The 20,310-nt window shown below is 72.3% G+C and carries 21 protein-coding genes; 19 read left to right on the forward strand and 2 right to left on the reverse strand.

All coding sequences use genetic code 11. The features are described 5' to 3' along the window. Position 1 precedes the first annotated feature (1 nt). The 13 genes from deoC (at position 2) to folK (ending at position 13,558) form a co-directional block, all read left to right on the forward strand. Entirely contained in the window at positions 2-706 is a 705-nt protein-coding gene (gene deoC, locus DSM112329_RS07840; protein ID WP_354701256.1) for a deoxyribose-phosphate aldolase, read from the forward strand. After that, on the forward strand, positions 703-2,028 hold the full coding sequence (locus tag DSM112329_RS07845; RefSeq protein WP_354701257.1) for a thymidine phosphorylase: 1,326 nt from the start codon (positions 703-705) through the stop codon (positions 2,026-2,028). The genes deoC and DSM112329_RS07845 overlap by 4 nt, the downstream gene beginning before the upstream one ends. Before the next feature lie 4 nt (positions 2,029-2,032). Further along, positions 2,033-3,052 (forward strand): adenosine deaminase, encoded by a 1,020-nt coding sequence (add, locus tag DSM112329_RS07850; protein ID WP_354701258.1) that lies wholly within the window; start codon positions 2,033-2,035, stop codon positions 3,050-3,052. Positions 3,053-3,134: 82 nt separating this feature from the next. Next, positions 3,135-4,199, forward strand: a complete 1,065-nt coding sequence (locus DSM112329_RS07855; protein ID WP_354701259.1) for a BMP family ABC transporter substrate-binding protein — start codon at positions 3,135-3,137, stop codon at positions 4,197-4,199. Between the two features lie 30 nt (positions 4,200-4,229). Then, positions 4,230-5,765 carry an ABC transporter ATP-binding protein gene (locus tag DSM112329_RS07860; RefSeq protein WP_354701260.1) on the forward strand — a complete coding sequence of 512 codons (1,536 nt, stop codon included), beginning with the start codon at positions 4,230-4,232 and terminating at the stop codon, positions 5,763-5,765. Further along, positions 5,758-6,999, forward strand: coding sequence for an ABC transporter permease (locus DSM112329_RS07865; RefSeq protein ID WP_354701261.1), 1,242 nt, complete (start codon positions 5,758-5,760; stop codon positions 6,997-6,999). Before DSM112329_RS07860 ends, DSM112329_RS07865 begins: the two co-directional genes overlap by 8 nt. Positions 7,000-7,440: 441 nt before the next feature. After that, positions 7,441-8,259 carry an ABC transporter permease gene (locus tag DSM112329_RS07870; RefSeq protein WP_354702455.1) on the forward strand — a complete coding sequence of 273 codons (819 nt, stop codon included), beginning with the start codon at positions 7,441-7,443 and terminating at the stop codon, positions 8,257-8,259. A 39-nt stretch (positions 8,260-8,298) separates the two neighbouring features. Then, entirely contained in the window at positions 8,299-8,826 is a 528-nt protein-coding gene (gene hpt / locus DSM112329_RS07875) for a hypoxanthine phosphoribosyltransferase (protein ID WP_354701262.1), read from the forward strand. Positions 8,827-8,920: 94 nt separating this feature from the next. Next, the gene (gene ftsH, locus DSM112329_RS07880; RefSeq protein ID WP_354701263.1) at positions 8,921-10,897 is read left to right on the forward strand and encodes an ATP-dependent zinc metalloprotease FtsH; all 1,977 of its coding nucleotides are present in this window, start codon (positions 8,921-8,923) and stop codon (positions 10,895-10,897) included. 48 nt (positions 10,898-10,945) lie between these two features. Continuing rightward, a complete protein-coding gene (folP, locus tag DSM112329_RS07885) occupies positions 10,946-11,758 on the forward strand; it encodes a dihydropteroate synthase (protein WP_354701264.1) in 813 nt (270 codons plus the stop codon). Beyond that, the gene (folB, locus tag DSM112329_RS07890) at positions 11,748-12,197 is read left to right on the forward strand and encodes a dihydroneopterin aldolase (RefSeq protein ID WP_354701265.1); all 450 of its coding nucleotides are present in this window, start codon (positions 11,748-11,750) and stop codon (positions 12,195-12,197) included. The genes folP and folB overlap by 11 nt, the downstream gene beginning before the upstream one ends. 3 nt (positions 12,198-12,200) lie before the next feature. Further along, positions 12,201-13,040 (forward strand): thioesterase family protein, encoded by an 840-nt coding sequence (locus DSM112329_RS07895; RefSeq protein ID WP_354701266.1) that lies wholly within the window; start codon positions 12,201-12,203, stop codon positions 13,038-13,040. Beyond that, the gene (gene folK / locus DSM112329_RS07900; protein ID WP_354701267.1) at positions 13,040-13,558 is read left to right on the forward strand and encodes a 2-amino-4-hydroxy-6-hydroxymethyldihydropteridine diphosphokinase; all 519 of its coding nucleotides are present in this window, start codon (positions 13,040-13,042) and stop codon (positions 13,556-13,558) included. The genes DSM112329_RS07895 and folK overlap by 1 nt, the downstream gene beginning before the upstream one ends. A 600-nt stretch (positions 13,559-14,158) precedes the next feature. On the opposite strand, the gene DSM112329_RS07905 is transcribed toward folK, so the two are convergent. Further along, a complete protein-coding gene (locus DSM112329_RS07905) occupies positions 14,159-14,761 on the reverse strand; it encodes a TetR/AcrR family transcriptional regulator (protein ID WP_354701268.1) in 603 nt (200 codons plus the stop codon). Between the two features lie 57 nt (positions 14,762-14,818). Here DSM112329_RS07905 and DSM112329_RS07910 point away from each other — a divergent pair, with 57 nt between their 5' ends. After that, complete coding sequence (locus DSM112329_RS07910) at positions 14,819-15,733, forward strand: alpha/beta hydrolase (protein ID WP_354701269.1); 915 nt, start codon at positions 14,819-14,821, stop codon at positions 15,731-15,733. Here the strand turns inward: DSM112329_RS07910 and DSM112329_RS07915 are convergent. Further along, the gene (locus DSM112329_RS07915; protein ID WP_354701270.1) at positions 15,688-16,422 is read right to left on the reverse strand and encodes a glutathione S-transferase family protein; all 735 of its coding nucleotides are present in this window, start codon (positions 16,420-16,422) and stop codon (positions 15,688-15,690) included. The two genes, DSM112329_RS07910 and DSM112329_RS07915, sit on opposite strands and share 46 nt — an antisense overlap. Positions 16,423-16,474: 52 nt before the next feature. On the opposite strand from DSM112329_RS07915, the gene rpmE reads away from it, so the two are divergent. Genes rpmE through DSM112329_RS07940 form a run of 5 tightly spaced genes read left to right on the forward strand, consistent with a single transcriptional unit; the run spans position 16,475 to position 20,305 of the window. Then, positions 16,475-16,693: a 50S ribosomal protein L31 gene (gene rpmE, locus DSM112329_RS07920; protein WP_354701271.1), complete on the forward strand. Its 219-nt coding sequence runs from the start codon at positions 16,475-16,477 to the stop codon at positions 16,691-16,693. An 11-nt stretch (positions 16,694-16,704) separates the two neighbouring features. Next, positions 16,705-17,742: a DUF1385 domain-containing protein gene (locus tag DSM112329_RS07925; protein WP_354701272.1), complete on the forward strand. Its 1,038-nt coding sequence runs from the start codon at positions 16,705-16,707 to the stop codon at positions 17,740-17,742. A 60-nt stretch (positions 17,743-17,802) separates the two neighbouring features. Next, positions 17,803-18,867, forward strand: a complete 1,065-nt coding sequence (gene prfA, locus DSM112329_RS07930; protein ID WP_354701273.1) for a peptide chain release factor 1 — start codon at positions 17,803-17,805, stop codon at positions 18,865-18,867. After that, a complete protein-coding gene (gene prmC, locus DSM112329_RS07935; RefSeq protein ID WP_354701274.1) occupies positions 18,864-19,694 on the forward strand; it encodes a peptide chain release factor N(5)-glutamine methyltransferase in 831 nt (276 codons plus the stop codon). Before prfA ends, prmC begins: the two co-directional genes overlap by 4 nt. Further along, complete coding sequence (locus DSM112329_RS07940) at positions 19,682-20,305, forward strand: L-threonylcarbamoyladenylate synthase (RefSeq protein ID WP_354701275.1); 624 nt, start codon at positions 19,682-19,684, stop codon at positions 20,303-20,305. The genes prmC and DSM112329_RS07940 overlap by 13 nt, the downstream gene beginning before the upstream one ends. Positions 20,306-20,310 lie beyond the last annotated feature (5 nt).

Here is a 20,310-nt window from a genome sequence, read left to right on the forward strand (position 1 = left end):
CGTGCCCGATCCGATCTCCCTCGTCGACCTCACCAGCCTGAACGACGACGACACCGCCGCGGTCGTCGACGCGCTCTGCGTGAAGGCGATCACGCCGGCAGGCCCCGTCGCGGCCGTTTGCGTGATGCCGCAGTTCGTCGCCACGGCGGCCGAGGCGCTGGACAACACCGGCGTGCGCGTCGCCACCGTCGTGAACTTCCCGGCCGGGGACGACGACCCGGACGGTGCGGCCCGCGACACGGCCGCCCTGATGGACGAGGGCGCCGACGAGGTCGACGTCGTCGCGCCCTGGCGCGCACACCTCGCCGGCGACCACGAGGCCGTGGGCAGATTGGTCGCCGCCTGCGCCGCCGAGTGCCCCGGCCACCTGAAGGTGATCCTGGAGACCGGCTCGCACGAGGATGCGGTGGCGACCCGGGCCATGGCCGACGCGGCGCTGCGCAGCGGGGCCACGTTCCTGAAGACGTCCACCGGCAAGCACGGGCCCGGCGCCGACCTCGCGAGCGCGCGGATCCTGCTGGAGGCCGTCGCCGCCCACGACGGGCCCGCGGGCGTGAAGATCTCCGGCGGGGTCCGGACGCGCGCCGACGCCGAGGCCTATCTGCAGCTCGCCGAGGAGATCATGGGCATCGCCTGGGCGTCGCCCTTCACCTTCCGCTTCGGCGCCAGCTCGCTGCTCGACGACCTGCTGGCCACGCGCGGATGACGGCCACGCTGCCCGCCGAGCTGATCCGCCGCAAGCGCGACGGCGGGGAGCTCACGCGCACGGAGCTGCACGGGATCGGCGCCGCGATCGCCGACGGCGGGTTCTCGGACGCGCAGACCGGGGCCTTCGCGATGGCCGTCTTCCTGAAGGGCTTCAGCGACCCCGAGCGCGTCGCGTTCACCGAAGGGCTGCGGGACAGCGGCAGCGTCCTGACGTGGGAGCACCTCGACGTGCCGGTCGTCGACAAGCACTCGACCGGCGGGGTGGGGGACAAGGTCAGCCTGCTGCTCGCGCCGATGCTCGCCGCCTGCGGGACCGCGGTCCCGATGATCAGCGGGCGCGGCCTGGGCCACACCGGCGGGACGCTGGACAAGCTCGACGCGATCCCCGGCTACGCGAGCCAGCCCGGCCTGGACCTGCTGCGCGCCGCGATCGACGCCGCCGGCTGCGCGGTCGTGGGCCAGACCGACGACCTCGCCCCGGCCGACCGCCGCCTGTACGGCATCCGCGACGCCTCGGGCAGCGTGGAGACGCGCGACCTGATCGTCCCGTCGATCCTGTCCAAGAAGCTCGCCGCCGGCCTGCACGCGCTGGTGCTCGACGTCAAGCACGGCTCGGGCGCCTTCATGGCGTCGGTCGACGACGCCCGCGAGCTCGCGCAGACGCTCGTCGCGGTCGCGACCGGGGCCGGTCTGCCCACCGTCGCGCTGCTCACCGACATGGACCGCGTGCTCGGCACGACCGCCGGCAACGCGCTCGAGGTCGCGGAGTCGATCGCCGCGCTGACCGACCCGGCCGCCGCCGACCCGCGGCTGATCGACGTCACGGTCGCGCTGGCCGAGCGCGTCCTGTCCGTCGCCGGCGTCACCGGCGCGGACCCGCGCGCCGCCCTCACGAGCGGGGCGGCGGCCGATCGCTTCGCCCGGATGGTCGTCGCCCTCGGCGGGCCGGCCGACCTGCTCGAGCGGCCGGACGACCACCTCGCCGCCGCGCCCGTCGTGCGGCCCGTCCATCCGGACACCGCCGGCGTCGTGGCGCGCCACGCCACCCGCGACCTCGGCCTCGCCGTCATCGGCCTCGGCGGGGGGAGGCGGACGGACAAGGATGCGATCGACCACCGCGTCGGCCTGTCCGCCGTCGCCGGCCCGGGCACGCCGGTCGGCCCCGGAGCCGACGACCGCCCGCTGTGCGTGGTCCACGCCCGCACCGAGGCGGAGGCCGACGCGGCTGCGGCCGCCGTCCGTGCGGCGATCGTCGTGGCCGGCGAGGACCCCCCGGCCGCCCCCGCCCCGGTCCCCGTGATCACCGAGGAGGTCGCGTAGCCCCATGCCCGCCGACCTGACCGACTACGTCGTCCCGGACGTCCCGAAGGCCGAGCTGCACGTCCACCTCGAGGGCACCGCCCGCCCGGACCTCATCCGCCGGCTGGCCGCGCGCAACAAGGTCGCGATCCCCGACGGGACCTTCGAGGACGAGGACACCTTCCGCTGGCGCGACTTCCTGGACTTCCTCAACACCTACGACCTCGCGGCGAGCGTCATCCGGACCGCCGCCGACTACCGCGACGTCGTCTACGAGTACCTCGTGGCGTGCGCGGCCGAGGGCACGCGCTACGTCGAGCTGATCTCCAGCCCCGACCACGCCCGGGCCGTCGGCCTGACCGAGGCCGAGCACCGCGCCGGGATCTTCCAGGGCATCGACGACGCCCGGGCGCAGACCGGGATCGAGGGCCGGATCCTCGTCTCGATCGTGCGCAACTTCGGCGTCGAGGCGGCCGAGCGGACGGCGCAGGAGGCCGCCGACAACCCCCACGAGTACGTCGTCGGCTTCAACATGGCCGGCGACGAGGCCGGCTTCCCGCCGCCGGACTTCACGCGCGCGTTCGCCATCGCCCACGACGCCGGCCTCGGGTGCACCTGCCACGCCGGTGAGCACGCCGGCCCGGAGTCCGTCCGGGCGGCGCTGCAGCTGCCCGGGGTCGTCCGCCTCAGCCACGGGGTGCGCGCGATCGAGGACCCGGACCTCGTCCGCGAGCTCGCCGAGCGCCAGATCGTGCTCGAGGTCTGTCCGACCTCCAACGTCGCGCTCGGCGTCTACGCCACCTACGCGGACCATCCGCTGCCGGCGCTGATGGCCGCCGGTGTCCCGGTCACGCTCGCGTCCGATGATCCTCCGTACTTCGGTGCGACGATCGGCGGGGAGTACGGGGTCGCCCGCGCCCACTTCGGGCTCGACGACGAGCAGCTCGTCGCGATCACCGCCACCGCCCTGGGCGCGGCGTTCGTGGACGACCAGACCCGCGCGGCGCTCCTAAATGGTCTGCACAACAGACCGCTCGGGCTATAGGATCCGCCGGGCGGCGAGAAGGGTCACTCACCGTCCGCTGTCCCCACCCACAGCTGACGAAAGAGGAGCGAAGTTGCAACGTATGCGCATGCGGTCACTGGCCGCCGTAGGACTCGCCGGACTGTCGTTGATGGCCGCAGGCTGCGGCTCGGATGACGACGACAGCACGAGCACCCCGGCCGCCAGCACGCCGGCCGCCAGCACGAGCACCGCCGCCGAGCCCGCCGGCAAGGAGATCAAGGTCGGCCTCGTCACGGACATCGGCGGCCTGAACGACCGCTCGTTCAACTCGCTGGCGAACAAGGGCCTCGAGGACGCCAAGAGCAAGCTCGGCGCCACCGGGCGCGTGCTGACCTCCAAGTCGAACGCGGACTACGTCCCCAACCTGAGCACCCTCGCCCAGCAGAAGTACGACCTCGTCGTCGGCGTCGGCTTCCTGATGGCGGACGCGATGGGCGTCGTCGCCAAGAAGTTCCCGGACACGAACTTCGCGATCATCGACGTCGACCAGGCCTCGCTGAAGGGCAAGCCCGCGAACGTCGAGGGCCTGCTGTTCAAGGAGCAGGAAGGCGGTTATCTGTCGGGGTACCTCGCCGCGCTCTACGCCAAGGACAACAAGATCACGACGATCTCCTCGGTCGGCGGCCAGAAGATCCCGCCGGTGGACCACTACATCGCGGGCTACCAGGCCGGCGCCAAGGCGGCCTTCCCGACGATCAAGACGCTCAACGGCTACTCGCAGGACTTCGTCGACCAGTCGAAGTGCAAGGAGATCGCGCTCGACCAGATCGGCCAGGGCTCCGGCGTCGTCTTCCAGGTGGCGGGCCAGTGCGGCCTCGGCGCCCTGGATGCGGCCAAGGAGAAGAGCAAGCTCGGCGTCGGCGTCGACGCCGACCAGGGCTATCTCGGCGCGCACATCCTGACCTCGGCGACGAAGAAGGTCGACGTCGCGGTCTACAACACGATCGAGGCCGTCCAGAAGGGCACGTTCAAGCCGGGCGTCAACACCGTCTTCGACCTGAAGACGGACGGCGTCGGCATCGGCAAGCTCAGCGCGGCGGGGACCAAGTACCAGGCGCAGATCGACAAGGTCGCCGCGGACATCAAGGCCGGGACGGTCACCGTCCCCGACACGATCGGGAAGTAGCGACGGACGAAGACTGCGTCGACGACCCGGATGACCCCTCCCGCCCTCCAGCTGCAGGCGATCACCAAGCGCTTCGGCGCCGTGACCGCCAACGACGGCGTGGACTTCGAGCTGCGCCGCGGCGAGATCCACGCCCTGCTGGGGGAGAACGGAGCCGGGAAGTCGACGCTGATGAACATGGTGTACGGGATGCTGACCCCCGACAGCGGCGAGATCCGCGTCGGGGGCCAGGCCGTGAAGATCGGGTCGCCCAAGCAGGCGATGCAGCACGGCATCGGCATGGTCTTCCAGCACTTCATGCTGATCGACGTCATGACGGTGGCCGAGAACGTCGTCCTCGGCGACGAGCCCCGCCGCCGCGGGATGCTCGACGAGAAGGCGGCCGTGCAGCGCGTGCAGGAGCTCTCCGAGCGCCACGGGCTCGGCGTCGACCCGCACGCGCTCGTGCAGGACATCACTGTCGGCCAGCAGCAGCGCGTCGAGATCCTCCGCGCCCTCGACCGCGGCGCGGACATCCTCGTGCTCGACGAGCCCACCGCCGTCCTGACCGCGCAGGAGACCGCCGAGCTCATCACCGTGCTCCGGGGGCTGCGCGACCGCGGCACCTCGATCGTCTTCATCTCCCACAAGCTCGGCGAGGTCCGCGAGATCGCCGACCGCGTGACGGTCCTGCGCCGCGGCAAGACGGTCGGCACCGTCGACGTCGCCGGGCCGAACCCGCCGGACGAGGCCGCGCTGGCCCGCCTGATGGTCGGCCGCGACGTCCTGCTGCGCGTGCAGAAGGCCGACTGCGCCCCCGCCGCGCCGCTGCTGGACGTCAAGGACCTGCACGTCACCGACGACCGCGGGCTGCCGTCGGTCGACGGCGTCTCCCTCACCGTGCACGGCGGCGAGATCGTCGCCGTCGCGGGCGTCGACGGCAACGGCCAGCGCGAGCTCGTCGAGGCGATCTGCGGGCTGCGGACCCCGGACTCGGGCACGATCACGCTGGACGGGAAGGACGTGACGGGCAGCGACGCGCGTGCGGTCCGCGACGCCGGCCTGGGCCACATCGCCGAGGACCGGCAGCGGTCCGGCCTGGTGCTCGACTTCACGCTCAGCGAGAACATCGCGCTGCGCGACTACGACCGCCACACGCGCTTCGGGCTGCTGAACCTGCGCCGGATGCTCGAGCGGGCGACCGGGCTGCTGGGCGAGTACGACGTCCGCGGCGGCACGCCCCGGACGCCGGCGCGATCGCTCTCGGGCGGCAACCAGCAGAAGGTCGTCATCGCGCGCGAGATCTCCTCCGAGCCGCAGGTCCTGGTCGCCGCGCAGCCGACGCGCGGGCTGGACGTCGGCGCGATCGAGTTCGTCCACCGGCGCCTGGTGGCCGAGCGCGACGCTGGCCGCGCGGTCCTGCTGTTGTCGCTCGAGCTCGACGAGGTCCGCAACCTCGCCGACCGCATCCTCGTGATCTTCAAGGGCCGCATCGTCGGCGAGCTGCCGCCGACGGCGACCGAGGAGCAGCTCGGCCTGCTGATGCTCGGCGGCGGCAGCGCGGACGGGAAGAAGTCCCTTGCCTGAGACGGTGGAGACCCCGCAGGCCCCGGAGGCCCCGAAGGCCGGCGCCGCGTCGCGGCTGACCAGCCACCTGTCGATCGGCGGGATCGTCGCCCCGCTCATCACGCTGGTCTTCGCCTTCTTCGTGGCGGGGCTCGTCGTCCTGGCCAGCGGGGCGGACCCGTTCGAGATCTACAAGGCCATCTTCAACGGTGCCGGCCTGAACTGGCTGCTGCCGTGGCTCAGCGAGGACGACCGGCCGCTCGCCGCCGCCAACCTGCAGCAGACGCTGATCAACACCGGGCCGCTGATCCTGTGCGGGCTCGCGGTGGCCTACGCGTTCCGCGCGGGGCTGTTCAACATCGGCGCGCAGGGCCAATACACGGTCGGGTCGATCATCGCGGTCTACGTCGCGTCCTCCTGGGCCGGGCTGCCGGGCTGGCTCCACGTCGTCGTCGCGATGGCGCTGGCCGCGCTGGCCGGGGCCGCGTGGGGTGCGATCGCGGGCGGGCTGCGCGCCGCCACGGGCGCCAACGAGGTGATCACGACGATCATGCTCAACTACACGGCGCTGTGGATCGGCGTCTACCTGTTCGGGCTCGGCGGCCCGCTGCAGAGCGACACGCAGACGTCCGTCCCGATCTCCAACGACGTCCTCACCGACGCCCGGCTCCCAGTCTTCTGGGGGGACAAGGACCTGCAGGGACTGCACGTGGGCATCTTCGTCGCGGTGCTGGCCGCCGGGGTCTTCTGGGTGCTGCTGAACCGCTCGCGGCTCGGGTTCGAGGCCCGCGCCGTCGGCTTCAGCCCCCCGGCGGCGCGCTCGTCCGGGATCGGCGTCGGCCGGACCTACGTCATGACGATGGGCCTCTGCGGCCTGTTCGCCGGGCTCGCCGGCTCGCTCGACGTCCTCGGCTGGCAGTTCCACCTGGCCACGAACGACGTGCAGACCTCGCAGGTCGGCTTCCTGGGCATCGCGGTCGCGCTCCTGGGCCGCAACACCGCCATCGGGACCTGCCTGGCGGCGCTGCTGTTCGGCGCGCTGCTGCAGGGGACCAACGTGCGCAACTTCGAGGCCGGGACCTTCGACCCCAACCTGGCGCCGAACCTCACCACCGTGATCCAGGGGCTCGTCGTGCTGCTCGTCAGCGCCGACGTCCTGCTCGCGTCCGTCTGGCGCCGGCGGCGCGCACGCCGCGGGGCCCCGCCGGACGCCGTCCCCGCCCCGACCACCCTCGGCCAGGTCCCGACCGCATGACGCCGTCCGTCGCCACCGCCACCGCTCCGGCTCCGCCCTCGTCGTCGCCGGGCCCGGCCGACCGGATCCGGGCGGCCGTGGCCGCCCGCCCCGCCGCCACGATCGCCTGGCTCGGGATCGTCGCCGGTGCGCTCGCGCTGTTCGTCGCCGTCCCGCCGCTGACGGTTCGCGCCGCGGCGGTCCCGCTGCTGCTGGGCGCGGTGGGCCTGGTGCTCGGCGTGCTGGCGACCGCCCGCGGGGAGCGCAAGCTCGGGATCATCGCGATCCTCGTCGCGCTGCTCGGCGCGGGCCTCGGCTACGGCGCGTCCAAGACCGCGGTCGGGGGCCTGGAGGCCGCCGTCTCGTGGGGGACGCTCGGCGCCGCCACCCTGCGCTTCGCCTGTCCGCTGATCTTTCGCCGCGCTGGGCGGCCTCGTCTCCGAGCGCGCGGGGGTCGTCAACATCGCGCTCGAGGGCATGATGCTCATGGGTGCCTTCTTCGCGGCGCTGGGCGCCGACAAGACCGGCTCGTGGGTGCTGGGCCTGCTGATCGGCATCGCCGCGGGCGCCGCCCTCGCGGCGATCCACGCGGTCTTCGCGATCCACGTCGGTGCCGACCAGATCGTGTCGGGCACCGCGCTGAACTTCGTCGCGCTCGGCGTCACCGGGTACCTGTACGTCAGCACCTACGGCACCAACGGCACCCCGAACGACCTGCCCGAGGTGCCGGAGGTCACGCTCCCGACCGAGTCGCTCGGCTTCATCGGGGAGGCCGTCCACCAGCTCAACCTGATGGTCTGGCTGAGCCTGATCATGTGCGTCCTCGTGTGGCTGCTCGTGTTCCGGACGGCGGGCGGGCTGCGGCTGCGGTCGGTGGGGGAGAACCCCAAGGCCGCGGAGACGGTGGGGATCAGCGTCTACCGGACCCGCTACCTGGCGGTCATCACGTCGGGCGCGCTGGCAGCCATGGGCGGCGCGTTCCTCTCGATCGGCTTCGTCCACTCGTTCACGCAGAACATGACGGCAGGCAAGGGCTTCATCGCGCTCGCGGCGCTGATCTTCGGGCGCTGGCGGCCGTTCGGGCTGCTCATGGCGACGCTGCTGTTCGGCTTCTCGAGCGCGCTCGCGCAGCGCCTCCCGCAGCTCACGGACGGCGCCGAGAACGTTGCGACGCTGCTGCAGGCGCTGCCGTACGTCCTGACGCTGATCGCGGTGGCCGGCGTGATCGGCCGTTCGATCCCGCCGGCGGCGGACGGGGTCCCGTACAAGCGCGAGGGGTGACCCGTCCCCAGCCACCCCAGCCGCTACGGTTCGCGCCACATGCGCGAGCCGGTCATCGAAGAGATCATGGTGCAGGCCGACGACCTCAAGCGTCGGGTGCGGGAACTGGGAGAGCAGATCTCCGAGGACTACGCCGGGAAGGACCTGCTGCTCGTCTGCGTCCTGAAGGGCGCGGTCTTCTTCCTGGCGGACCTCATGCGGCAGATCAGCTGCAACTGCGAGGTCGACTTCATGGCCGTCTCCTCCTACGGGTCGGCGACCGACTCCAGCGGCGTCGTCCGGATCCTCAAGGACCTCGACCGCCCGATCGAGGGACTCGACGTGCTGATCGTCGAGGACATCGTCGACTCGGGCCTGACCCTGCAGTACCTGCTGCGCAACCTCGGCGCCCGCAACCCGGGCTCGCTCGAGGTCTGCGCGCTGCTCACCAAGCCCGAGCGCCGGAAGGTCCAGCTCGAGCCGCGCTACGTCGGCTTCGAGATCAAGGACAAGTTCGCGATCGGCTACGGGCTCGACCACGCCGAGCGCTACCGCAACCTGCCGTACGTGGCCGCGCTCGCCACCTGAGAATGCTCCGTTTGGGCCGCAGACACGTAGGAACAGACGTGTCTGGCACTGCACTGTCAGCCCATAACCCCCTGCTACGCTTGGTCGTCTACTCATGAGCCGCTTCTTCAAGAGCGCAGCCTTCCCGATTCTGATCGTGGTCGTGCTCGCTTTCTTCGCCCAGAAGTTGATCAGCCCGAGTTCGGGCACCCCGAAAAAGACGTACGGGGAGTTCATCGCCCAGCTGGGTGATCGCGGGGTCAAGAAGGTGACCCTGAAGACGAAGAACAACATCGTCGCGGTGAAGCCGAAGCAGGGTGCGTCGTACGAGGTCGGGTTCACCGACCAGGGCGCGGCCCAGCTCGAGAACCGCCTCGCTCAGGCGAAGGCGTCCGGCGCGCTGACCGACTACGACGTGCAGGGCCGCAAGACCAACGGCTGGCTCTCGCTGCTCACGTACGTCCTGCCGTTCCTGATCTTCATCGGGTTCTGGATCTTCCTCATGAACCAGATGCAGGGCGGCGGCTCGAAGGTCATGCAGTTCGGCAAGTCCAAGGCCAAGCGCATGAGCGCGGATTCGCCGAAGATCACCTTCCGCGACGTCGCCGGCGCGGACGAGGCGGTGGAGGAGCTCCACGAGATCAAGGAGTTCCTGGAGAACCCAAAGAAGTTCCAGGCGCTCGGCGCCCGGATCCCCAAGGGTGTCCTGCTCTACGGCCCGCCCGGCACCGGCAAGACGCTGCTCGCCCGCGCGGTCGCCGGCGAGGCGGGCGTCCCGTTCTTCTCGATCGCCGGCTCGGACTTCGTGGAGATGTTCGTCGGCGTGGGTGCCTCGCGCGTGCGTGACCTCTTCGAGCAGGCGAAGCAGAACTCGCCCTGCATCATCTTCATGGACGAGATCGACGCCGTCGGCCGCCACCGCGGCGCCGGCATGGGCGGCGGTCACGACGAGCGCGAGCAGACGCTCAACCAGCTCCTCGTCGAGATGGACGGCTTCGAGGGCAAGGACAACATCATCATGATCGCGGCCACGAACCGGCCCGACATCCTCGACCCCGCCCTGCTGCGTCCTGGCCGCTTCGACCGGCAGATCGCCGTCGACCGCCCGGATCGCAAGGGCCGTCAGCGCATCCTCGACGTCCACACGCGCGGCAAGCCGCTCGCGAAGGACATCGACACGGACACCCTCGCCGGCCAGACGCCTGGCTTCACGGGCGCGGACCTCGCGAACCTCGTCAACGAGGCGGCGCTGCTCGCGGCCCGCATCGGCAAGCGCGAGATCACGCAGATCGAGCTCGAGGAAGGGATCATGCGCGTGATCGCCGGTCCCGAGAAGAAGACCCGCGTAATGGGGGAGAAGGAGCGCCTCATCACGGCGTACCACGAGATGGGCCACGCGATCGTGGGCCACTACCTCGAGCACGCCGACCCGGTCCACAAGATCTCGGTCATCTCCCGCGGCCAGGCGCTGGGCTACACGATCTCGATGCCGCAGGAGGACAAGTTCCTCACGACGCGCGGCGAGCTCGTCGACTCCATCGCGATGACGCTCGGCGGCCGTGCCGCCGAGGAGATCGTCTTCGGCGAGATCACGACCGGCGCGTCCAACGACCTCGAGAAGGTCACTTCGACCGCCAAGCAGATGGTCATGCGCTTCGGCATGAGCGACAAGCTCGGCCTGCGCGTGTTCGGCCACGACCACGGGCAGCCGTTCCTCGGCCGCGAGTTCCAGACCGAGCCCGACTACTCGGACGAGATCGCCCGCGACATCGACGAGGAGATCCGCCGGATCGTCGAGTCCGCCCACCAGGTCGCGAAGGACATCCTGACCGAGTACCGCGAGAGCCTGAACTCGATCTCCGAGATCCTGCTCCGCCGCGAGACGATCGAGGCCGACGAGTTCATCGCCCTGCTCGAGGGCCGGCCCGAGGCCGAGGTCTTCGCCCGCGCCGACGCGGAGGCCGCCAGCGGCAGCCTGCCGCCCGCGCCGCCAACCGCGGCCGAGCGTGCCCGGAGTGAGTCGCCGCGTGCGCTTCCGCGCCCGGGCATCGCCGGTGCGGAACGCGGGCTCGACCTGCCCGAGAAGCCCTGACGGACCGCTGGACCGCGGCGCGCCCTCGCGCGCCGCGCACGTAGGCTCATGCCGGTGCGGGAGTTCACGCTCATGGGGGTCGTCAACGTCACGCCCGACTCGTTCTCGGACGGGGGGCGGTGGATCGATCCGGCGGCCGCCATCGCGCACGGCCGGCAGCTGCTGGCCGAAGGGGCGGGGATCCTCGACGTCGGCGGCGAGTCCACCCGTCCCGGCGCGCTGCCCGTCGCGGCGGACGCGGAGATCGCGCGCGTCGTGCCCGTGGTCAGCGGCCTGGCCGGCCTCGACGTGCAGGTCTCGGTCGACACCTCGAAGGCGAGCGTCGCCGCCGCCGCGCTGGCTGCGGGTGCGAGCTACGTCAACGACGTCACGGCCTTCCGCGGTGACCCGGAGCTCGCCGGGCTGGTCGCCGACCGCGGCTGCGACTGCTGCCTCATGCACATGCAGGGCGAGCCGCGGACGATGCAGCATGCGCCGCGGTACGGCGACGTCGTCGACGACGTCAAGGCGTTCCTCGAGGGCCGCGTCGCGGCGGCGGTCGCTGCCGGGGTGCGGGAGGACCGCATCCAGCTGGACCCTGGCATCGGCTTCGGGAAGACCGTCGATCACAACCTCGCGTTGCTCGCGCGCCTCGACGAGCTCGTGGCGCTGGGATTCCCCGTCGTCGTCGGGACGTCGCGCAAGTCGTTCCTCGGTGCGCTCACCGGGCGGACCGAGCCGGCGGAGCGCGTCGCAGCGACGGTCGCCGCCAACGTCCTGGCGTTCACGCGTGGCGGGCGGACGTTCCGCGTCCACGACGTCGCGGCGGCTCGCGATGCCCTGATCGTCGCGGCTGCTACGTTGCGCGCCCATGGCGCCTGAGGATCACGACCCCGATGACGACGACGACCTCGACCTCGACGACGACGCGTTCGACGAGGAGGAGGGACCCCAGACCGAGGTGACGATCGAGGTCACCGGCCTGTCGCTCTACACCCACCACGGCGTGAGCGCCGCCGAGCGCGAGATCGGCCAGCGCCTGGTCCTGGACCTGCGCCTGGAGGTCGGCGAGTGCGACGCGACCGTGACGGACATGGTGCAGGACACGGTCGACTACGGCGAGGTCTGCAACACCGTCGCGCTCGTGGCCCAGCAGCGCTCGTACAAGACGCTCGAGCGGCTGTGCTCGGCGATCGCCGACCGGCTGTTGTCCGACTTCGCCGCCGACGAGGTCTGGGTCAAGGCCTCCAAGCCCGAACCGCCCATCGCCCTGCCGGTCTCCGAGGTCTCGGTCGAGGTCTGGCGCCAGATCCGGTCCTGAGCAGTGTCGACGCCACCCACAGGCCAGCCCGACTTCGTCCGCGACACCGCCGTCACCCCCGAGGGCGACGGCGTCTACAGCGCGACATGCTCGCCCGCTTGGGGCATCCCCGCCGGGGGGCCGAACGGCGGCTATTTGGCGGCGCTGGTGCTGCGCGCCATGCTCGCCGAGGTGGCCGACCCCGCGCGCCACGCCCGCTCGCTGACGCTGCACTACCTGCGAGCGCCGAAGAACTCAGGCGTCCGGATCCACGTGTCCGTCGAGCGCTCCGGCCGCACGCTGTCGACGGTCAGCGCACGCCTCGAGCAGGATGGCGTCCCGTGCGTCATCGCCATCGGCGCGTTCGGCGGGACGTTCCCGTCGCCCGCCGAGTTCGCCTCCCCGCCGCCGGACGTGCGCCCCGTCTCCGAGCTGCGACAGACCGAGGACGACCCCAGCTACCCGCCGATCGCGCGGAGGTTCGAGTTCTGGGGCGCCATCGGCAAGCGGCCGTTCAGCGGCGCCGACAAGGCCGATACCGGTGGCTGGCTGCTGCTCCGCGAGCCGGCGCCGGTCGACGCGCCGCTGCTCGCGCTGATGGTCGACGCCTGGTTGCCGGCGGTCTTCCCCGTCCTGACGATGCCCGCCTTCGCGCCGACCATCGACCTCACGATCCACTTCCGGAGCCCGGACGCCGCGGCCGTTCAGGCGCCCGGCGATCCGCTGCTGGCCCGCTACTCCTCGACGACGTCCCGGGACGGCTACTTCGAGGAGGACGCATTCGTCTGGGCGGCCGACGGCACGCTGCTCGCGCAGAGCCGGCAGCTGGCGCTGCTCCGGCCCCTGGCGATCCCCGGCGCCTGATGGCCGACGTCGTCGGCTACCTCGGGCTCGGGTCCAACATCGGCGACCGCCGTGGCAACCTCCAGGCCGCCATCGACCTGCTGCCCGCGTACGGCGTCGCCGTGGTGGCGTCGTCCTCCACCTACGACACCGACCCGGTGGGCGAGGTCCTCGACCAGGACGACTTCCTCAACGCCTGCATCCGGGTGACGACGGCGCTCGAGCCCGACGCACTCCTCGATGCCTGCAAGGCCGTCGAGCGCGACCTGGGCCGTCAGCTGGAGGGCGCGATCCGGCACGGGCCGCGCCCGATCGACGTCGACGTCCTGCTGCTGGGGGACGTCGAGTACCGATCCGATCGCCTCACGCTGCCGCACGCGCAGGCGAGCAGTCGCCGTTTCGTCCTTGTCCCGCTGCTCGAGCTCGACCTGGACCTCACCCTGCCGGACGGCACCGTCCTGCGGGACGTCCTGGCGGCGCTGCCGACGGACGAGGGCGTCCGCGCGGCGGGCCCGCCGCTGTCGGTCCCGTCCGGCTGACGTTCCTTGCGCGGGGAGGGCGGTTGTGGTCGGGGGTCGGTGGCGCTGGCGCCGTGGGCCTGGTGGTCGCGTGCTGGTGGCGCTGACGCCGAGGACCGCCCCGGTCGCGGCGGCTGTGGGAACTGCGGGCTGCAGACGGTGGTATGCGCTGGGCGGTCGCGGCGGCCTGGGTGCGGGGCTGTGGGCGGGGTGGCCGGCTGTGCGACCGCGGAGATCGGGGACCTTGTCCCTCAGCGCATGCCATGCATGCTTCAGCGCGCAAGGTCGGCTCCGCACCCGCGACATCGGGGTCCTCGGAGGATGTGACGGGGCTTGGCCCCCCAAACCCTCCACGCGTCCTGGCGACGGCCGGGCGGCGGTGGTCCCTCGGAGGATTCGGCGGGGCATACCCCCCAAACCCTCCACGCGTCCGGGCACGGTCGGGCGGCAGCGCCCCGCGGTCCGCGCACGCTCCGCACCCGCTTGGCTGCCGCCGCGGCCCGCCCGCGGAACCACGGCACATGCCGCCGCCAAAGCCGGTCGCGCCGTCGTTGAGGCTGTTTCGCGTCCTACGAGAGAGCTCACTTCTTCGTCGCGAAAAGTGCCCAGAGTGACGTCGCGCTACGACCGCAGCAACCCGTCGACCAGCCGCTCCAGCACCGCGCCCACTTCGGCCCGCGCCGCCACCGGGTCGTCCGCCCGCGCCACGTAGAGCGCGGCCTCGTCGAGCGCGCCCGCCAGCACGTGCGCGAGTGGGCGCACCGGCTGCTCGTCCAGGTCGCCCGCGGCGATCGCCGCGGTCAGGACGGCTTCGATCAGCCCGAGCCCGTACCGCAGCCCGAGCTCGCGCCAGCGCTCCCAGCCCAGGACTGCGGGCGCCTCGAGCAGGACGATGCGCTGGACCTCGGGGTCCGCGCAGGCGTCGAGCCACGCCCCCGCACCCGCGCGCAGGGCACCGATCGGGTCGGTCGCGCCCGCCTCGGCCAGCAGCGTCCCGATCCGGCCCGTCACCTCCTGCTCGACGGCCTCGAACACCGCCTCGAACAGCGCGAGCTTCCCGTCGAACTGGTGGTAGAGGGCTCCGCGGGTGACCCCCGCCGCCGCGACGATCTCCGGAGTGCCGACGTCCGCGTAGCCGCGTGCGGCGAACAGCGGCCGGGCGGCGGCCAGCAGGGCCGAGCGGGTCGCCGACGAGCGTTCTTCCTGGGTGCGCTTGCTTTGCATACAGTGTGTATGTAAGTTACATGCAGCCTGCACGCAACCTTCGAGGGAGACACCACGATGCCAGAAGTCACGCTCCGCCAGGGCACGATCCACCACCGCGAGACGGCCGGCGACGGCCCGCCCGTGGTGTTCGTGCACGGGTTCCTCGTCGACCACCGCCTGTGGGGCAGGGTGCAGGACGAGCTCGAGCGCCGCGGCGTGCGCAGCTACGCCCCGGACCTGCCGCTCGGCGCCCACCCGCACGCGATGTCCGCGGCGCACGTCCCGACGCCGCGGGGGGTCGCCCGGCTGCTGCTCGACTGGCTCGCGGCCCACGACCTGACGGACGTCACGCTCGTGGGCAACGACACTGGCGGCGCGATCTGCCAGTTCGCCCTCGATACGGACCCGTCCCGGATCGGCCGCGTCGTCCTCACGAACTGCGATGCGTTCGACCGCTTCCCGCCACCGCCGTTCGACGCCGCGCTGAAGGTCGCGCGGCTGCCCGGCGTCCTACTGGCCGGCCTGCAGGCCATGCGTTCGGGCTGGATGCGCGACACCGCTCTCGGCTTCGGCGTCCTGACCGAGCGCCCGCTCCCACGCGAGCTGACGGGGACCTGGGTGCGGCCGTGCCTGACCGACCGCGGCGTGCGCCGGGACACGGTGGCGTTCCTGCGCGCCGTCGACGCTCGCGAGCTGCTCGACGTGTCGACCCGGCTGCACACGTTCGCGGGGCCCGTCCGGCTCTGCTGGGCCCCGGCCGACCGCTACTTCCGGGTCGAGGACGCGCGCCGGCTCCGCGACGCCTTCGCGGACGCGACGCTCGTCGAGATCCCGGACAGCCGGACCTTCGTCGCGCTCGACCAGCCGCAGCGGCTGGCGGACGAGATCGCCGCGTTCGGCGCGACCGCGACCGCGCTCACGGCCGCGGCCGCTGGCCCGCCCGCTCAGGCCGGCAGCAGCTCGGGGGCGATGGCGCCCGCCGGGATGTGACCGCCGACCTGGAACAGGCGGTCGGCCAGCTGCCCGCAGGGCCGCGGGGCGATCCGGTCCCGTAGGTCCTGCATGGTCATGAGCAGGGCGAGGCTCGCGCCGATCTGCAGGTCCGCGCGGTTCGGCGTCCCGTCCGCGCCGAGCGTCCCGTCGGCGATCCACGCGTCGATCCGGTCCAGGTGCCCCGGGAGGTCGCGGTAGTCGGCGGCGATGTCGGCCGCGGTCGCGCGGTTCAGCTTCAGCTCGAGCCACGCGATCGTCGGCATCGTCGCGCGCAGCATGGCCGCCGGGAGGGGGATCTGGCCGCCCTCGCCGAACGACGGCGCCGCGCTGCGCTGCTTCCCCAGGACCACCCACAGCAGGCGCCGTGCGGCGGGCTGCAGGACGTCGTCCCCCCACCGCTCGGCCTCGAGCACCCGGGCAGCGGCGGCGCCATCGGTCGGCAGCAGCGCCGGCTCGGGGACCATCCGGTCGAGCTCGGCCAGGATCGTCCGCGAGCCCTGAACCTTGCGGCCGTCCTCGAAGCGGATCGCCGGCACCGTGCGCGCCGGGAACAGCAGGCGCACGGCCAGCACCTGGCCCGGCGGCGGGATCTCGACCTTCTTGAACGCGATGCCCTTCAGCTCGAGGGCCTTGGCGACGGTGTTGCACGGGTGCGAGCCGTGGACGACATAGAGCTTTGCGGGCATCGGGGAACCCTATCCGCCGGTTCGGGAGACCCCCGCTATCCTGAAAGGAACCATGAAGACCGAGATCCATCCCAACTACATCACTTCCCACGTGAAGTGCACCTGCGGCAACGAGTTCGACACCCGTTCCACGACGCCGCAGATCAGCGTCGAGATCTGCTCGAACTGCCACCCGTTCTACACCGGCAAGCAGAAGCTCGTCGACACCGGTGGACGCGTGGACCGCTTCCGCCGCCGCGCCGCCAAGCGCGCCGCCGGCCAGTCGGCCTAGTCAGGCCCCACATGGCCGTCGACGAGGGGACGACCGCACCCGCGGTCGGAGCCGGCGCCGACGGCCAGTTGACCGCTCAGCGCGACGCGCCGCTCGGGGGCCAGGCGGTCCTCGAGGGTGTGATGATGCGCGGCGTCTCCGCGTGGGCGGTCGCCGTCCGGCTGCCCACCGACGAGCAGCTCGCCGCTCGCGCGCGCCGGGAGAAGCCCGACCCGACCGAGGCCGCGCTCGGCGACATCGAGGTGCACCTGCACCGCAAGACGTCGGTCCTCGCGCGCCGTCGCCTGCTCCGCATCCCGGTGCTCCGCGGCGTCGTCGCCCTCGGCGAGTCGCTCGGCATCGGCTTCAAGGCGCTGAACATCAGCGTCAACCGGACGCTGGGGGAGGAGGACGAGGAGATCACCGGCCCGATGTGGGTCCTCACGGTGACGCTCGCCCTCCTGATGTCGGTCGTCCTGTTCTTCGTGATCCCGGTCGCCTTGACCTCGCTCGTGAAGGACCAGCTCGGCTCCGCGCTGCTGTTCTGGCTCGTCGAGGGGGTCCTGCGCACCGCGATCTTCCTCGGCTACCTGGTCGCCGTCTCGCGCCTGCGCGACCTGCGGCGCCTGTTCGAGTACCACGGCGCCGAGCACAAGACGATCTCCTGCTACGAGGCGGGCCTCGAGCTGACGCCGGAGAACGCACAGCGCTTCAGCCGCCTGCACCCACGCTGCGGGACGAGCTTCCTGCTCATCGTGATGATCGTGGCGATCTTCGCGTTCGCGCCCGTCGGCCTGCCCGCGTGGTACCTCCTGGTCGCCACCCGCGTGCTCGGCGTCCCGCTGATCGCCGGCCTCAGCTTCGAGATCATCAAGCTGACCGGGCGCCACCGCCAGGCCGGATGGGCGAAGGTCGTGATGTGGCCCGGCATGCAGCTGCAGAAGCTGACGACGCGCGAGCCCGACCTGGATCAGCTGGCCGTCGCGATCGCCGCGCTCAACGCCGTCCTCGAGACGCAGGACGAGGGCGCGTCCGCCGACGACCTCGTCGGCGTCGAAGTCGTGGCCTGAGGGACCCCGCGCGGCCCCGGGCGTCCCCTCGTGGGAGCGCCCCCTAGACTCGACAGCCGCATGATCGAGCGTCTCGTCGAACAGATCGAAGCCCGTTTCAACGAGCTGCAACACCTCATCGTCGATCCCACGGTGGTGTCCGACCGCGTCCGCAACGCCGAGGTCGGCCGCGAGTACCGCCGCTTGGAGCCGGCCGCCGGGCTGGGCGTCGAATGGCGCCGGGCCGTCGACGACGCGGCCGGGGCGGAGGAGCTGCTGTCCGAGGGCGAGGACGCGGAGGTCCGCGAGATGCTCACCGCTGCGCGCGCCCGCATCGGCGAGCTCGAAGAGGGGATCCGGCTCGCGATGGTCGAGCGGGACCCGAACGACGACAAGAACGTGATCGTCGAGATCCAGGGCGGCGCGGGCGGCGACGAGGCCTCGCTCTGGGCCGGCGACCTCTACCGGATGCTCACCAAGTACGGCGAGCGCCTGAAGTTCAGCACCGAGGCGATGGACGCCTCCGACGGCAAGTTCACCTTCGCGATCAAGGGCGACGGCGCCTACTCGGTCTTCAAGTTCGAGGGCGGAACCCATCGCGTGCAGCGCGTCCCCGCCACCGAGTCCCAAGGCCGGACCCACACGTCGACGGCGACCGTCGCGGTCCTGCCCGAGGTCGAGGACGTCGAGGTCCACGTCGACCAGAACGACCTGCAGATCGACGTCTACCGCTCCGGCGGGCCCGGCGGGCAGTCCGTCAACACGACCGACTCGGCGGTGCGCATCACGCACAAGCCGACCGGGATCGTCGTCGCGATGCAGGACGAGAAGAGCCAGCTGCAGAACCGCGAGAAGGCGATGCGGATCCTGCGTGCCCGCATCTACGAGGCGGCCCTCGCCGAGCAGAACGCGGCCACCAGCGCCGAGCGCAAGGCCCAGGTCGGCACCGGCGACCGCGCCGAGAAGATCCGGACCTACAACTACGGCGAGCGGCGCGTCACCGACCACCGCATCAAGCTCACGACGCACAACCTCGACTCCGTCCTCGAAGGCGAGCTCGACGAGTTCACCGCCGCTCTCACCGCCGACGAGCGGCGCCGCGCCCTGGAGGATCAGGCCAGCAGCGGCGGGGTCGGCGGCGCTTGACCGCACCCGTCGGCGTCCCGATCGCGGAGGCGCTCGACAGCGCGCTCGTCGCGCTGCGAGCCGCCCGCGTCGACTCGCCGCGCCTGGACGCCGAGGTCCTGCTGGCCCACGCGCTCGGCGTCGACCGCACCCACCTCTTCCTGAACCCGGACACCCCGGTGACCGGCGCGGCGGTGCACGCCTTCAGGGACGCGGTCCGCCGCCGGACCGTGCTGCGCGAGCCGGTCGCCTACATCGTCGGCAGCAAGGGCTTCCGCCGCCTGGACCTCCACGTCGACGGCCGCGTCCTGATCCCCCGCCCGGAGACCGAGCACCTCGTCGAGGCCGCGCTCACGCTGCCGCAGGGTGCCCGCGTGGTCGACGTCGGCACCGGCAGCGGCGCCGTCGCGCTCGCGCTCAAGGACGAGCGGCCGGACCTCGACGTGCACGCCACCGACGTCAGCGAGGATGCGCTCCACGTGGCGTACGGCAACGCGCAGCGCCTCGGCCTGGCCATCACGTTCCATCACGGTGACCTCCTCGCCCGTATCCCCAGCGTGGACGCCGTCGTCAGCAACCCGCCCTACGTCGAGTCCGGCGCCCGCCTGGCGCCGGAGATCGCGCAGCACGAGCCGCCGGGCGCGCTCTTCGCCGGGCCGGACGGGCTGGACGTCATCCGGCGCCTGATCCCCGCCGCCGCGGAGGACGCGGGCGCGCGCTGGATCGGCCTGGAGGTCGGCGCCGGCCAGCCGCCGGCGGTGACGCCGCTTGCCCCTCCGGGCTGGGACGCCGCCGTCCACGCCGACCTCGCCGGGCACGATCGCGTGGTGGTCCTGTGGCGACCCTGACGGCGGACGACGCCGCGACCTTCGCCCGCTGCATGCAGGTGGGCGGCGTCGCGATCTTTCCCGCCGACACCGTCTACGGGCTGGCCTGCGAGCCGTCAGACAAGGAGGCCGTGCGCCGGCTCTACGCAATGAAGGGCCGGGTCCCGGACAAGCCGGCGGCCGTGATGTTCTTCCAGCCCTCGCTCGCGCTGGCCGCGCTGCCGGAGCTCGGGCCCCGCACCCGCGACGCCCTGCTCGCGCTGCTCCCCGGCGCGGTGACGCTGCTGCTGCCGAACCCGTCGGGCCGCTACCCGCTCGCCTGCGGCCCGGACCCGGCGACCATCGGGCTCCGCGTCCCCGCCCTGCCGCCGCACCTCGCGGCGCTCAGGGACGTCACCTGGCCGGTCCTTCAGTCCTCCGCCAACCGCGCCGGCGGCCCCGACGCACGGACCGTGGACGCCGTCCCGTCCGGCATCCGCGAGGCGGCCGACCTCGTGCTGGACGGCGGCGAGCTGCCCGGGACGTCGTCGACGGTCATCGACCTCGCCGGGTACGAGGATGGTGGGACCTGGACGATCGTGCGGGCCGGCGCTGTGCCGGACGAGGAAGTGGCCGCCCGCCTCGCTCCATAGAATCG

The organism is Paraconexibacter sp. AEG42_29 (assembly GCF_040581415.1).
In the GTDB taxonomy this organism is placed as follows: Bacteria; Actinomycetota; Thermoleophilia; order Solirubrobacterales; family Solirubrobacteraceae; genus Paraconexibacter.

Excerpts from the sequence above, each read along its gene's own strand:
- DSM112329_RS07845 (WP_354701257.1), top strand. The coding sequence starts at position 703 with ATGACGGCCACGCTGCCCGCCGAGCTGATCCGCCGCAAGCGCGACGGC.
- add (WP_354701258.1), top strand. The coding sequence starts at position 2,033 with ATGCCCGCCGACCTGACCGACTACGTCGTCCCGGACGTCCCGAAGGCC.
- DSM112329_RS07855 (WP_354701259.1), top strand. The coding sequence starts at position 3,135 with ATGCGCATGCGGTCACTGGCCGCCGTAGGACTCGCCGGACTGTCGTTG.
- DSM112329_RS07860 (WP_354701260.1), top strand. The coding sequence starts at position 4,230 with ATGACCCCTCCCGCCCTCCAGCTGCAGGCGATCACCAAGCGCTTCGGC.
- hpt (WP_354701262.1), top strand. The coding sequence starts at position 8,299 with ATGCGCGAGCCGGTCATCGAAGAGATCATGGTGCAGGCCGACGACCTC.
- ftsH (WP_354701263.1), top strand. The coding sequence starts at position 8,921 with ATGAGCCGCTTCTTCAAGAGCGCAGCCTTCCCGATTCTGATCGTGGTC.
- folP (WP_354701264.1), top strand. The coding sequence starts at position 10,946 with ATGCCGGTGCGGGAGTTCACGCTCATGGGGGTCGTCAACGTCACGCCC.
- folB (WP_354701265.1), top strand. The coding sequence starts at position 11,748 with ATGGCGCCTGAGGATCACGACCCCGATGACGACGACGACCTCGACCTC.
- folK (WP_354701267.1), top strand. The coding sequence starts at position 13,040 with ATGGCCGACGTCGTCGGCTACCTCGGGCTCGGGTCCAACATCGGCGAC.
- DSM112329_RS07905 (WP_354701268.1), bottom strand. The coding sequence starts at position 14,761 with ATGCAAAGCAAGCGCACCCAGGAAGAACGCTCGTCGGCGACCCGCTCG.
- DSM112329_RS07910 (WP_354701269.1), top strand. The coding sequence starts at position 14,819 with ATGCCAGAAGTCACGCTCCGCCAGGGCACGATCCACCACCGCGAGACG.
- DSM112329_RS07915 (WP_354701270.1), bottom strand. The coding sequence starts at position 16,422 with ATGCCCGCAAAGCTCTATGTCGTCCACGGCTCGCACCCGTGCAACACC.
- rpmE (WP_354701271.1), top strand. The coding sequence starts at position 16,475 with ATGAAGACCGAGATCCATCCCAACTACATCACTTCCCACGTGAAGTGC.
- DSM112329_RS07925 (WP_354701272.1), top strand. The coding sequence starts at position 16,705 with ATGGCCGTCGACGAGGGGACGACCGCACCCGCGGTCGGAGCCGGCGCC.
- prfA (WP_354701273.1), top strand. The coding sequence starts at position 17,803 with ATGATCGAGCGTCTCGTCGAACAGATCGAAGCCCGTTTCAACGAGCTG.